This window comes from Pseudonocardia ailaonensis (genome assembly GCF_039531635.1).
Taxonomy (GTDB): Bacteria; Actinomycetota; Actinomycetes; order Mycobacteriales; family Pseudonocardiaceae; genus Pseudonocardia; species Pseudonocardia ailaonensis.
In genome coordinates this window covers 281986-295604 of record NZ_BAAAQK010000003.1, presented here as the reverse complement: position 1 = coordinate 295604, position 13619 = coordinate 281986, and the positions used below count along the sequence as shown (strand labels likewise).

Below are 13619 nucleotides of genomic sequence, written 5' to 3'. Positions count from 1 at the left end.
GGCGGCCGCGCCGAGCCGCGCGTGCTGCCCCACCGGCAGGCCGGCCCACCGGCCAGGACCGGCGTGCCGGAACCGTCCGCGGCCGGGCCGGGCGCTCCCGAAGCGCCTCCCGAGCCCGCCGCCGCGGCGCCGTCGCCCGCCGGTCCGGCCGGCAGTGGGGTGCTCGGCCGCAGCCTCGAGCAGCACTTCGTCTACAACGCGTTCAACACGATCGCCTCGCTGATGCGCACGGACCCGGTCCGGGCACGCGACCTGCTGCTCGGCCTCGCGGACCTCACCCGCACCGCGGACCGGGTCGGCGCGCCGTCGATCCCGCTCGCGGACGAGCTCGCGGCCGTCCGCGCGTACCTGGCGATCGAGAAGGCCCGCTTCGGGCGCCGGCTGGGCTGCGAGGTGACCGAGCCGGCCGGGCTGGACGACGTCGTCGTCGCGCCGCTGCAGGTGCTCGCGGTGGTGCGGGACGCGGTGCAGCAGGGCGTCGAGCCACGCCCGGAGGGCGGGACCGTGACGGTCGTCGTGGAGCACGATCAGGCGGGTGGCGCGACCGTGATCGTCACCGATCTGGGGCACGGCGACCCCGTACGGTTACGACTGGGCGTCGGCGCCTCCGTCTAGGTCCCCTGCCTGCGTGAACACCGTGTGAAGACCTGCTCGCCACGGGTGTGACGGAGAGACGTCGGCGGCGCGTCGGCTGGGCCGGGACGCTACCGTTCGCGCATGCTGGGCTTGCCCGACTCCGCACGCGCCTGCCTGTTCGATCTCGACGGCGTCCTCACCGACACCGCGAGCGTGCACGCCAAGGCGTGGAAGACCATGTTCGACGAGTACCTCGAGAAGCGGGAGGGCCCCGGCTACCGGCCGTTCGACGTCTCGGCCGACTACGGCCCGTACGTGGACGGCAAACCACGCCTCGAGGGCACCCGCAGCTTCCTCGCCTCGCGCGGGATCGAGCTCCCCGAGGGCAGCCCGGACGACTCCCCGGACACCGAGACGCTCTGGGGCCTCTCCACCCGGAAGAACGACCTGGTCCAGGTGGTGATCTCCGAGCAGGGGGTCGACGTCTACCCGGCGTCGCGGCCGTACCTCGAGGCGGTCCGCGCGGCCGGGATGAAGACGGCCGTGGTGTCGTCGAGCGCCAACGCCGAGCAGGTGCTCCGGGTCGCGGGGCTCGACGGGCTGATCGACCACCGGGTCGACGGGGTCACCGCGCGGGAGCGGAAGCTGCCCGGCAAGCCGAACCCGGACACGTTCCTCGCCGCGGCACAGGATCTCGGGATCCCGGTCGAGGCGGCCGTCGTCTACGAGGACGCGCTGGCCGGCGTCGCGGCCGGCCGGGCCGGGGACTTCGGGCGGGTGATCGGTGTGGACCGGCTCGGGCACGCGGCGGCCCTGCGCGAGCACGGCGCGGACGTCGTCGTCACCGACCTGCAGGAACTGTTGGAGGACAAGTGAAGCCCGACGCCGGCCGCACCTTCGCCATCGAGCCGTGGGTGGTGCGGGAGCCCACCCTGGACATGGCGGCGATGGGCCAGACCGAGACCGTGTTCGCCCTGTCGAACGGCCACATCGGCCTGCGCGGCAACCTCGACGAGGGCGATCCGCACCACCTGCCGGGCACCTACCTGAACTCGTTCTACGAGATCCGGCCGCTGCCCTACGCCGAGGGCGGCTACGGCTACCCGGAGTCCGGACAGACGATCATCAACGTCACCAACGGCAAGCTGATCCGGCTGCTGGTCGACGACGAGCCCTTCGACCTGCGCTACGGCAAGCTGCGCCGCCACGAGCGGGTCCTCGACCTGCGCGCCGGCACGCTGACCCGCGAGGTCGAGTGGGAGTCACCCGCGGGCCGGGTCGTGAGGGTGCGCAGCAAGCGGCTCGTGTCGCTGACCCAGCGCGCGATCGCCGCGATCTGCTACGAGGTCGAGGTCGTCGACGAGCCCGCGCTGCTCGTCGTCCAGTCCGAGCTCGTGGCCAACGAGCAGCTCCCCACCCGCGGCGGCGACGATCCCCGGCTGGAGGCGGCGCTGACCAACGCGCTGCAGTCCGAGCTGTTCCGGGCGGACGAGGCCGGCGCCACGCTCGTCCACAGCACCCGCAAGTCACAGCTGCGGGTGGGCGCCGCGATGGACCACGAGGTCCACGGACCGGACGGGATCAAGATCACCTCGGACGCCACCGAGGACACCGGCTCCACCACGATCATCGGGCGGGTCAAGCCGGGCGAGACGCTCAGGGTCGTGAAGTACCTGTCGTACGGCTGGTCGTCACGGCGCAGCCTGCCCGCGGTGTACGACCAGGTCCGCGCCGCGCTGGCCGCCGCCCGCTACACCGGCTGGGACGGCCTGCTGCGCGAGCAGGAGGAGTACCTCGACGACTTCTGGGAGACCGCGGACGTCGAGATCGAGGGCGACGCCGAGCTCCAGCAGGCGGTGCGGCTGGCCACCTTCCACGTGCTCCAGGCCGGTGCCCGCGCCGAGCGCCGGTGCATCTCCGCGAAGGGCCTGACGGCGGACGGCTACGACGGCCACACCTTCTGGGACACCGAGACCTTCTGCCTGCAGGTGCTCTCGTTCCTCGCCCCGGACGCCGCGGCGGACGCGCTGCGCTGGCGGCAGTCCATCCTGCCGAAGGCGTTCGAGCGCGCCGAACAGCTGGGGCTCAAGGGCGCGGCGTTCCCGTGGCGGACGATCCGCGGCGAGGAGTGCTCGGGCTACTGGCCCGCGGGCACCGCGGCGTTCCATCTCAACGCGGACATCGCGGACGCCGTGCGCCGGCACGTGGCGGCCACCGGGGACACCCAGTTCGAGCTCGAGGTGGGGCTGGAGCTGCTGGTCGGGACCGCGCGGCTCTGGCGCTCGCTGGGGCACCACGACTCCAAGGGCGAGTTCCGCATCGACGGCGTGACCGGCCCGGACGAGTACTCCGCCATCGTGGACAACAACGTCTACACGAACCTCATGGCGCAGCTGAACCTGCGCTACGCCGCCGAGGTCGCCGCCAAGCACCCGCGCAGCGCGGCCAGGCTCGGGGTGAACTCCGAGGAGATGGCGAGCTGGCGGGACGCGGCCAACTCGATGCGCATCCCGTACGACGAGGACCTCAAGGTCCACCCCCAGTCCGAGGGCTTCACCAAGCACAAGATCTGGGACTTCGAGAGCACCCCGGCGGACACCTACCCGCTGCTGCTGCACTACCCGTACTTCGACCTGTACCGCAAGCAGGTGATCAAGCAGGCCGATCTCGTCCTGGCGATGCAGCTGCGCCCGGACGCCTTCACCCCTGAGCAGATGCGCCGCAACTTCGCCTACTACGAGGCGATCACCGTGCGGGACTCGTCGCTCTCGGCGTGCTCGCAGGCTGTGGTGGCCGCCCGCACCGGGCACGTCGAGCTGGCCTACGACTACCTGGCCGAGGCGGCGCTGGTCGACCTGAACGACCTGCAGGGCAACACCGACCACGGGATGCACATCGCCTCCAGCGCGGGCAGCTGGGCGGCGATCACCACCGGGTTCGGTGGCATGACCTGCGACCAGACAGGGCTGGCGTTCTCGCCGGTCCTGCCCTCGGCGCTGTCCAAGCTGTCGTTCGGGCTGCGCTGGCAGGGCAGGCTGCTGCGGATCACGATCACGCAGGACGAGGCGGAGTACCGGCTCGTCAGCGGCCCGCCGATGCGGCTGCGGCACTACGAGGAGCCGGTCGCGCTGGCCGACGAGCCGGAGATCCGCCCGCTCCCCGAGCTGCCCTTCGCGGAGCCCGTCGAGCAGCCCTACGGCCGCGCCCCCCGCCAGCGCCAGCACGGCAACTGACTCCCGTGAGTGGCAATAGTCGCTATAGCGACTATCGCCACTCACGAGGGTTCGCGGGTGATCTTCCGGGTATCTGCCCGGCGTGAGCGTCGCCGTGATCGATCCGCCGCCCGGGCTCGTGCGTTCCGACCCCTCGGGGCCCGGGCTGGGGCGGCGGCGGTCGGGGCGCGGGTTCACCTATCTCGACGCCTCCGGGGAGCGGCTCGACGACCGGGCCGCGGTCGCGCGGATCCGGGGCCTGGTGATCCCGCCCGCCTGGCAGGACGTGTGGATCGCCCCGGATCCGAAGGGGCACATCCAGGCCGTCGGCACGGACGCGGCCGGCCGCCGCCAGTACCGCTACCACGACGACTGGCGCCTGGCCCGGGACTCCGCGAAGCACGACCGCGTCCTGGCCCTCGGCCGGCGCCTCGGCGAGGCCCGGGTCGAGGTCGCGGCGCGCCTGAACGGCACCGGCCTGACCCGGGAACGGGTGCTGGCGGGCGCGGTCCGCATGATCGACATCGGGGTCTTCCGCGCGGGCGGCGAGCAGTACGCGCCGACCTGCGGCGACGAGTGCGGGCACGACGGCGACGACCACGACGAGGCCGGCACCTTCGGCCTCGCCACCCTGCGCCGCGAACACGTCACGCTACGGCGGGGCACGGTGCGGTTCTCCTACCCCGCCAAGGGCGGCATCCCGCGCACCCTGGACCTGACGGACCCGATGCTGCACCGGCTCGTCACCGGGCTGTTGCGGCGCAAGGGCGGCGGCGAGGACCTGCTGGCCTACCGGGTGCGGCGGGACTGGCACGACGTCACGTCCGCGGACCTGAACGTCGCGGTCAAGGAGCTCGTGGGGCAGCGCTTCACCTGCAAGGACCTCCGCACCTGGAACGCCACCGTGCTGGCCGCGGTCACCCTGGCCGCGGCGGTCGCGGAGGAGGGGCGGGTGCCGCGGGCGCAGCGGGCCCGCACCCGGCTGGTGCGCCGCGCCGTCGAGACGGTCGCCGACCACCTCGGCAACACCCCGACCGTCGCCCGCAACTCCTACGTGGACCCGCGGGTGATCGAGCGGTTCGAGGAGGGCCGCACCGTGCTGGTGGCCGTCCGCCGCGGCGGAGACCTGACCGATGACCGGCAGCGGGCCGCCGTCGAACGCTCCGTGGTGCGGCTGATCAGGGGCTAGTGTCCTCGCCCATCCGTTCGCGCAGCTGGGCGAGGGTGCGGGCGAGCAGGCGGGAGACGTGCATCTGGGAGATGCCGATCTCGTCCGCGATCTGGGTCTGGGTGCGGTGACCGAAGAAGCGCAGCACCAGGATCGTGCGTTCCCGGCTGGGCAGCTCGTCGAGCAGCGGGGCGAGGGTCTGGCGGTACTCGACCTTGTCGAGCTCCGCGTCGGCCTCCCCGAGGGTGTCGGACAGCGGCGAGTCGGCGCCCGCCACCATCTCGTCGAGCGAGGGGCCGCGGTAGGCCTGCTGGGCGTCGAGACCCTCGAGGACCTCCTCGGTGTCGAGGCCGAGCCGCTCGGCGATCTCGCTGGGCCGCGGCGCGCGCCCGAGCTCCTGGGAGAGCGGGCCGATCGCCCCGTTGATGGAGCTCTGCATCTCCTTGAGCCGGCGCGGCACCCGCATCGCCCACGTCCGGTCCCGGAAGTGCCGGCGGACCTCGCCGGTGATCGTCGGGATGGCATAGGAGAGGAAGTCCACACCGCGGTCCGGTTCGAAGCGGTCCACGGCGTTGATCAGGCCGACGGTGCCGGCCTGTTCGAGGTCGTCGACGGGCTCGCCGCGGTTGGCGAAGCGGCGGGCGATGTGCTGCACGACCGGCAGATACCCGGTGACCAGCTGGTTCCGCAGGGCCTCCCGGCCGGGGTCCTCGTCGCCGAGTGCGCAGAGCTTGTCGAACAGGGGAGCGAGATGCGCGTACTCGGAGTCGTCCCCATCCGCTGCCACACGAGGATCTACCCGGGTGGGCACAGCGGGAAACCCGCGCGGACGCTGGTAGGTTGTTCAGCCGCCGTCCTGTCCATCCCGGTGAGGAACTCCCCGCTCGTGTCGAGCCCTGAATCTGCGTCAGCCCTGGAGCACGAGCGTGCCTACGTGGCGATGCTCTACGACCGGCTGGACCAGCGCCGCCGCGAGACCGCGCAGCGGCTCACCGACGTGCTGCACGGCGAGACCGTCGGCACCCCGCAGGCCCTCACGGAGCGGGACGCCGCCGCCGCGATGTACACGGACCGGCTGGCCGCCCTGCGTGCGGCCGAGCACGGTCTCGCGTTCGGGCGTCTGGACGCGCTGCCCCTCCCCGACGGCGCCGACGGGGAGGTGCGCTACATCGGGCGCCTCGGGCTGCTCGACGAGGAGCGCGAGTACGAGCCGCTGCTGATGGACTGGCGGGCCCCCGCCGCGCAGCCCTTCTACACCGCCACCGCGGCCAGTCCCGAGGGCATGCGGCGGCGCCGGCACCTGCGCACCCGCGGCCGCTCGGTCGTCGCCGTGGACGACGAGGTGCTCGACCTGTCGGACGCCGCGGCGGCCGACTCCGGCTCGGGCCTGACCAGCGAGGCCGCGCTGATGGCCGCCGTCGGCGAGGCGCGCACCGGGCGGATGGGCGACATCGTCGCCACCATCCAGGCCGAGCAGGACCGGATCATCCGCTCCAAGCCCTCGGGCGTGCTGGTGGTGCAGGGCGGGCCGGGTACGGGCAAGACGGCCGTGGCGCTGCACCGCGCGGCCTACCTGCTCTACACCCACCGGGACCGGCTGGCCCGCCGCGGCGTGCTGGTGATCGGGCCCAACCCGACCTTCCTCAAGTACATCGGGCAGGTCCTGCCGTCGCTGGGGGAGACCGCCGTCGTGCTCGCCACACCGGCCGAGCTGTTCCCGGGCCTGCACGCGCGCCGCGTCGAGGACACCCGCACCGCCGAGGTCAAGGGGCGGGCGGAGATGGCCGCCGTCGTCGCCGCCGCCGTGAAGGAGTACCAGCAGCTGCCGCGCCGACCGATCGAGCTCGTCGTGGAACGCCAGCAGGTCCGCATCGACCGGGACCTGGTCAACGCCGCCCGCTCGCGCGCCCGGCGCTCCCGCAAGCCCCACAACGAGGGCAAGCGGATCTTCCGGCGGGAGGCGCTGCAGCTGCTGGCCCAGCAGGTCGCACGCACGCTCGGCGCGCGGAACCTGATCGGCAAGCTCGACGTGGAGGACATCCGCGAGGAGCTCGCCGAGGATCCCGCGGTCGTCCGGGAGCTCGACGCGCTCTGGCCCACCCTCTCCCCGGAGCGCGTCCTCACCGAGCTGTTCGCGGACCGTCGCAAGCTCAACTCGATCGCCCGGCGCATCCCGGCCGAGGACCGCGCCCGGCTGGAACGGGCAGCCCCCGCGGACTCCCTGCCGCCGGCGCTGCGCTGGACCGCGGCGGACGTCCCGCTCCTCGACGAGATCGCCGAACTGCTGGGCGACGACGGCGCCGCGGCCCGGGCCGCCGAACAGGCCGCGATCCGCGCGGAGATCGAGTACGCCGAGGGCGTGCTCGACGTGCTGGACCTCGAGGAGGAGCTCGATCCGGAGCTGCTGCGCGCCGCGGACGTCGTCGACGCGGACCGGCTCGCCGAGCGGATGCAGGTACGCACCTACGAGTCCACGGCCGATCGCGCCTCCGCGGACCGGGAGTGGACCTACGGGCACGTGATCGTCGACGAGGCGCAGGAGCTCTCGGCGATGGCGTGGCGGCTGGTCATGCGGCGTGTGCCGTCCCGGTCCATGACGATCGTCGGGGACGTGGCACAGACCGGCGACATCGCCGGGGCCTCGACCTGGGGGCAGGTGCTCTCGCCGTTCGTGCAGAACCGCTGGAAGCTCGAGCAGCTCAGCGTGAACTACCGCACCCCGGCGGAGATCGCGGACGTCGCCGACGACGTGCTGGCCGTGATCGACCCGGGCCTCGCCCCGCCGCGGTCCGTCCGCAGCACCGGGGTGCCGCCGCGGGCGGTGCCGGTGGCCGCCGGCTCGCTGGAGGGTGCGGACGGGGTGCTGCTCGAGATCGTCCGCGAGGAGCAGGCGGCCGTGGGGGAGGGCCGCACAGCGGTGCTCGTCCCCGCCGGCCGGCTCGACGCGCTCCGCCGGGCGGTGCTCGGTGGTGTGCCGGAGGATCCCGAGGACCTCGAGGCCTCCGTCGTGGTGCTGCCCGTGGGAGCGTCGAAGGGCCTGGAGTTCGACTCGGTCGTCCTCGTGGAGCCCGCGGAGGTTCTCGAGGAGAGCCCGCGGGGGATGAACGACCTCTACGTCGCGCTCACCCGGGCCACCCAGCGGCTCGCGGTGGTCCACGCCCAGGACCTCCCGGAGCCCCTGAAGCGCCTGCGCCGCACGGGGGCCTGAGGCTCGCCCGCCCGGGTGCTCGCCGGAACGCCGCGTCCGGGCGCTCGCGGGAGCGCCGGCGTCCGGTGATCATCAGGACCTCCGTGCGGTTCTTCCATGATCATCCGACAGTGGTGTCCTGATGATCACTCGCCGGCCTGATCATCAGGACGTCACTGCTCCGCGGGTGATCATCAGGACACCAGTGTCCGCCCACAGTGATCGGGCTGACCCCAGGGCTCGCCCAGGTGGTCATCAGGACCTCTGGGCCCGCCTGCGGTGATCAGCAGGACCGCGGGGCCCGTCCCAGTGATCATCAGGACCTCAGGGCCGCCCGTGATGATCAGCAGGACGCTGCGGTTCTTTTTCCTTGATCATCGAGCGCTGAGGTCCTGGTGATCACGCCGACCGGTGATCATCAGGACCTCAGGGGTCGAGGTCGAGGCCGTCCGCGGCGTTGTGGCGCCACTGGTCCACGGTCCGGATGTAGCGGAACAGCTCCTGGGAGCCGGGGGCCCAGCGGCCCTGCGTCGCGATGTCGAGCAGGCTCGCGCCCGCGCGGTAGGACTCGGTCGCGAATCCTGCGCGCAGCGAGTGGCACGTCACCGCGTGGTCGAGGCCCGCACGAGCCCCCGCGCGGGCGATCACCGCGGTGACGGCGTCGGGGGAGAGCGGTGCGTCGTGCACCGTGTCGTGACGGTCGACGCGCCGGAACGCCGGCCCGCCCGGCCCGGTGACCTCTCGCCAGGCGAGCCAGGCGGCCCGCGGGCACAGCAGGGGATGCCGACGGCGGGGCAGCGCGCTGCGGCCGGTCGTCTTGCCGACCCGGACGTCGAGGACCACACCGTTCTGCTCGACCGTCACGTCGGTGGCGAGCAGGTGAGCCTGGTCGCTGGCCCGGGTGGCGCCGTAGAAGCCGAGCGTGATCATGGCGCGGTCGCGGCGGCCGCAGCGGGTGTCGGGGCAGGCCGCGGACATGGCCAGGACCGCCTTCAGGTCCACGGCGTGCGCCTGGCCGCGGCCGCGCGCGATCCCGCCCTCGGTGAGGCGGCGGCGGTAGATCACGAGCGCCTCGCGGGCGGCGGCGGGGGCGCGGGCGTCGAGGTCGGCCCCGAAGCGGCGCAGCCCGTGGAGCGCCCCGGCGAGGCGTCTGCGGATCGTCGCCGGCGCCGCCGGCTCACCGGCGGGGCGCCCGGCGCGCGGTGAGCCCTGTTCGTGCCACAGCACGAACCCGACCAGCGCTCCGCGCCCGCCGGACAGCAGGGGGATGCCGGCCCAGCGGGTGTAGTCCTCCCACGCCGTCCAGTCCCGGGCGTAGGCCTCGCGGGTGCTCGCGACCCGCTCGGCGTCGAGATAGTGGTCCGCAGCGGCATCGAGAGCGGTGATCCGGGCGGTGACCTGCGGATCCACGTCGGCTGGTCGGGGGCGGCGGGGGAGGGGTGGGGTGCGACGGGCGAGGAGTCGGCCCTCTGCACGAGGCGCCACGACGATCTCTCCGCCGGGTTCGGGTGCGTTCTCGCCGGGCACCTCCGCAGCCTAGGTCCCTCTTCCGGCGGCGCTCTCGCGGCGCGCCGGTCGTCTGACCCGGGATAAGAGGTGTTCTCCCCGGTTGATCAAGTGCAGCAATCACGACTCGCCGATCTCCAATACGAGATAGAAATCTGTAGTTGCGAGAGGATCGTCCGGTGACCGCCGTGATGCAGCCCGAGACGCCCGAGACCGCTCCGGGAGACCCCCGCCGCTGTGCGTTCCGGCGGTGCCGGGAGCCGCTGCCCGTCCTGAGCGGGCGGGGCAACCGGCCGCGCTACTGTCAGGACGGCCGGACCTGGGGCACCAAGGACCTGAGCTGCAAGGACGCGGAGGCCGCCCTGGTCGCGGTCGACTCGCTGCGGGAGGGAGCGGGGGACACCGACACGGCGGTCGACGAGCTCGGGACCCGGCTGGCGGCGGCCGCGGCACCGCTGCGGGAGGTGCTGGGCGGGGTCGAGGCGTTGAGCGAGCGGCTCGACGGTGAGGGGCGGGAGGCGCTCGCGGAGCGTGACGCGGCGATCGCGGCGGCCGCCGAGGACCGGGGCGCGCGGCTCGCCGCAGAGGAGCGGGCGGCGCGGGCGGAGGAGTCGGCTGCGGAGGCCGGCGGCCGGGTGGCGGACGCCGTGGGCTTGCGGGCGGAGGCGGAGAAGAGTGCCGCGGCGGCTCACGACCGTGCCGTCGCCGCCGAGAGGGAGGCCGTCCGCGCGGAGGGCCGGGCGACCGCGCTGGAGGAACGGGCGCTACGGGCCGAGGAGCTGGCCGACGCGGCCGCGACCCGGACGGCCCAGGTGCGGGAGGAGCTGACCACGGCCACCGCGACCCTGCACGCACGGGACACGGCCCTCGAGGAGGAGCGTTCGCGGACCCGGTCGATCACAGAGGAACTGGCGCGCAGGGAGGCGGCGGCCCAGGAGCGTCTCGCCGCGGCCGAGGAGAGCGCCCGCGCCGCCCGGGAGGAGGCAGACCGTCACCGTCGGGAACGTGAGGCGGAGGTGCGGGCCGCAGATGACCGGGGCCGGGCGCGGGAGGAGGAGCTGCGGGCCGCCCACGACCAGCTGCTGGGAGAGCTGCGCTCGGCTCACGAGCAGGAGCAGGCCCGCCGCCGTGACGACACCGAGGCGACCCACCGTGAGGCCCTGGTCCAGCTCCGCCGGGAGGCCACCGAGGACCTCGAGCGGCGAACCCGCACCCACGCGGCCGAGGTCGCCGACCTTCACCGTCAGCTCGGCGCCGCGGAACACGAGATCCGCACGCTCCGCCCGTGAGCCCGTGAGCCCGTGAGCCCGTGAGCCCGTGCGGTTGTGGTGACCCCGGAGGCCGTGACCGCCATAGGGGCGCGGCTGGCAGTCCGGTCCTCGGCAATCGCCCCTGCTCCGCAGGAGGGCAGCCGGGACGCCGCTGAGCAGAGAGGTCAGTCCGGGGCCGGAGTGCACCGACGTCCTCTCGAGCGACCCTGGAGCGATCGGAGAAAGTCCGACCATCCGACCATCCGACCCTCGGCCCTCGGGCCCTCCGAGGGTGGAGCAATTCGATTGCTGAGCATCTCCAGGGCATTGCCGAGCCCGCCCGGCATGATCACGGCGTCTGACCCTGAACCCGCCCAGGGTTGGCGTCGGACGGTCAGAGGTAGTGATCAAGGGCGCGCCCGTGACCGCGACGCTCCGTCGAGCAGCCCGAGATCAGCGCCTGTGACCGAAGAACCGCCAGGATCGGCGTCTTCCGGTCACAGCTGACGATCAGGCCTGTACCTGCCGGCCGCCACCCGACGATCACGAACCCCAGGGATCGTCCTCGGGGTAGTCGGGCTCGGGAGGTTCCTCGAGGGGCCAGGGCTCCTCGTCGGCGGCCCTTGCCCCACCGCTCGCTCCGCTGCTGGTCGACGCTCGGCTGGTGGACACCCCACCGCTCGCCGCGCCGGGGCCGGCAGCGTGGCCGCTCACACTCCCGCCCGGGGATGCGCTGCCGCGAGAGGAGCTGCCACTCCCCGCACTGCCACTCCCGGCCTCGCCCGCGGAGGTGCTGCGAGCCGCCGGCGAGGCACCGGGCGTGTCGACCGCGGCGGGCTCACCCGCCGCCGCCCCGATCGCCTCCAGCACCCCCGGGCCGTACTTCGCCAGCTTGTTCTCGCCCACCCCGCTCACCGTGCCCAGTGCCGCCAGCGACGCGGGGGCGAGCGAGGCGATGGCGCGGAGGGTGGCGTCGTGGAAGATCACGTAGGCGGGGACGCCCTGCTCCTTCGCCGTGGCTCCCCGCCAGGCCCGGAGCTTCTCGAAGAGCGGGGCGGCGCCGGCCGGGAGGTCCGCCGGGGGAGCCGAGGACCGGGAGCTGCGACGGGTGCGGGTGCGCTCGGGGTCCTTGCGCAGCATGACCTTCCGCTCGCCGCGCATCACCTCGCCGCTGCCGTCCGTGAGCTGCAGGGTGTTGTAGGCGCCACCCACCTCGAGCACCCCGCGCGCCAGCAGCTGCCGGACGACCCCGCGCCACTCGTGCTCCGACAGGTCCGCGCCGATGCCGAAGGTGCTGAGCTCGTCGTGGCGGAACTGCTCGACCCGCGCCGTCTTCTTCCCGATCAGGATGTCGACGGACTGCTGCGCGCCGAAGGACTGGTTGCGCTCCTTCTTCAGCCGCCACACCGTCGAGAGCAGCTTCTGCGCCGGCACCGTGCCGTCCCAGGACTCCGCCGGCGTGAGGCAGGTGTCGCAGTTCCCGCACGGCTCGGACGCCTGCCCGAAGTACTTCAGCAGCTGCACCCGCCGGCACTCGACGGTCTCGCACAGCCCGAGCATCGCGTCCAGGTGCTGCCCCAGCCGCTGCTTGTGGGCGCGGTCGCCCTCGGAGTCGTCGATCATCTTGCGCTGCTGCACGACGTCCGCCAGCCCGTACGCCAGCCAGGCCGTGGACGGCTGCCCGTCGCGGCCCGCGCGGCCGGTCTCCTGGTAGTAGCCCTCGACGGACTTGGGCAGGTCCAGGTGGGCGACGAACCGGACGTCCGGCTTGTCGATGCCCATGCCGAACGCGATCGTCGCGCACATGACCAGGCCCTCCTCGCGGAGGAACCGGGCCTGGTGGTCGCGACGCACCGCCGCGTCGAGCCCCGCGTGGTACGGCAGCGCCGGGATGCCTTGTGACGCAAGGAACTCGGCGGTCTGCTCGACCGACTTCCGGGACAGGCAGTAGACGATCCCGCAGTCCCCGGCGTGCTCGGTGCGCAGCAGCTCGAGCAACTGCTTGCGGGGCTCGGCCTTGGGCACGATCCGGTATTGGATGTTGGGCCGATCGAAGCTGTCGACGACCTGCTTCGCCCGCGTGAGGTCGAGCCGCTCGGCGATCTCGGTGCGGGTGTGCGCCGTGGCCGTGGCGGTGAGCGCGATCCGGGGGACGGAGGGCCAGCGCTGGTGAAGCTCGGAGAGCATGAGGTAGTCGGGCCGGAAGTCGTGGCCCCACTGCGCCACACAGTGCGCCTCGTCGATCGCGAAAAGGGCGATCTCGCCGCGGTCCAGCAGCTCGACGGTCGAGGCCACCCGCAGCCGCTCGGGCGCGAGGTAGAGCAGGTCCAGCTCGCCGGTGAGGAAGGCCTGCTCGGTCTCGCGCCGCTCGGGAGGAGTCTGGGTGGAGTTGAGGAACCCCGCCCGGACGCCGAGGGTGCGCAGCGCGTCGACCTGGTCCTGCATGAGCGCGATCAGCGGCGAGATCACCACCCCGGTGCCGGGCCGCACGAGCGCCGGGACCTGGTAGCACAACGACTTCCCGCCGCCGGTCGGCATGAGGACGAGCGCGTCCCCACCCGCGACGACGTGCTCGACCACCTCGGCCTGCGGCCCGCGGAAGGCCTCGTACCCGAACACGCGGTGCAGGACGTCCAGGGCGGCGGTTGCGGGGGGAGCGCTCACCCGCCCGATCGTAGGCGGCCCCCCGCGGCCCGCGGGGCGAAACCCACGGATGCGTG

General features: G+C 73.4%; 8 protein-coding genes and 1 pseudogene. 6 read left to right on the top strand and 3 right to left on the bottom strand.

All coding sequences use genetic code 11. The features are described 5' to 3' along the window. The 4 genes from ABD324_RS04185 to ABD324_RS04170 form a co-directional block, all read left to right on the top strand. Positions 1 to 615 (top strand): histidine kinase (locus ABD324_RS04185; protein WP_344412506.1); only part of this gene is annotated, 615 nt, incomplete at its 5' end. A gap of 102 nt (positions 616 to 717) precedes the next feature. Then, complete coding sequence (locus ABD324_RS04180; RefSeq protein WP_344412503.1) at positions 718 to 1452, top strand: beta-phosphoglucomutase family hydrolase; 735 nt, start codon at positions 718 to 720, stop codon at positions 1450 to 1452. Continuing rightward, positions 1449 to 3809: a glycoside hydrolase family 65 protein gene (locus ABD324_RS04175; RefSeq protein ID WP_344412501.1), complete on the top strand. Its 2361-nt coding sequence runs from the start codon at positions 1449 to 1451 to the stop codon at positions 3807 to 3809. Before ABD324_RS04180 ends, ABD324_RS04175 begins: the two co-directional genes overlap by 4 nt. Before the next feature lie 82 nt (positions 3810 to 3891). Beyond that, on the top strand, positions 3892 to 4977 hold the full coding sequence (locus ABD324_RS04170) for a DNA topoisomerase IB (protein ID WP_344412498.1): 1086 nt from the start codon (positions 3892 to 3894) through the stop codon (positions 4975 to 4977). Here the strand turns inward: ABD324_RS04170 and ABD324_RS04165 are convergent. After that, positions 4967 to 5743 (bottom strand): RNA polymerase sigma factor SigF, encoded by a 777-nt coding sequence (locus tag ABD324_RS04165; protein WP_344412496.1) that lies wholly within the window; start codon positions 5741 to 5743, stop codon positions 4967 to 4969. The two genes, ABD324_RS04170 and ABD324_RS04165, sit on opposite strands and share 11 nt — an antisense overlap. Before the next feature lie 153 nt (positions 5744 to 5896). Here ABD324_RS04165 and ABD324_RS04160 point away from each other — a divergent pair, with 153 nt between their 5' ends. Beyond that, on the top strand, positions 5897 to 8164 hold the full coding sequence (locus ABD324_RS04160) for a HelD family protein (protein WP_344413402.1): 2268 nt from the start codon (positions 5897 to 5899) through the stop codon (positions 8162 to 8164). Between the two features lie 405 nt (positions 8165 to 8569). Here the strand turns inward: ABD324_RS04160 and ABD324_RS04155 are convergent, their stop codons facing one another. Further along, positions 8570 to 9553: a tyrosine-type recombinase/integrase gene (locus ABD324_RS04155; protein WP_344412494.1), complete on the bottom strand. Its 984-nt coding sequence runs from the start codon at positions 9551 to 9553 to the stop codon at positions 8570 to 8572. 275 nt (positions 9554 to 9828) lie between these two features. Between ABD324_RS04155 and ABD324_RS04150 the strand changes: the two genes are divergently transcribed. Beyond that, positions 9829 to 10938, top strand: coding sequence for a coiled-coil domain-containing protein (locus ABD324_RS04150; protein ID WP_344412492.1), 1110 nt, complete (start codon positions 9829 to 9831; stop codon positions 10936 to 10938). A gap of 810 nt (positions 10939 to 11748) precedes the next feature. Here the strand turns inward: ABD324_RS04150 and recQ are convergent. After that, positions 11749 to 13572: pseudogene (recQ, locus tag ABD324_RS04145) on the bottom strand (DNA helicase RecQ); the annotation flags it as partial. Positions 13573 to 13619 lie beyond the last annotated feature (47 nt).

Bases quoted from the DNA above. Each gene is read 5' to 3' on its own strand.
- ABD324_RS04180 (WP_344412503.1), top strand. From the start codon at position 718: ATGCTGGGCTTGCCCGACTCCGCACGCGCCTGCCTGTTCGATCTCGAC.
- ABD324_RS04160 (WP_344413402.1), top strand. From the start codon at position 5,897: ATGCTCTACGACCGGCTGGACCAGCGCCGCCGCGAGACCGCGCAGCGG.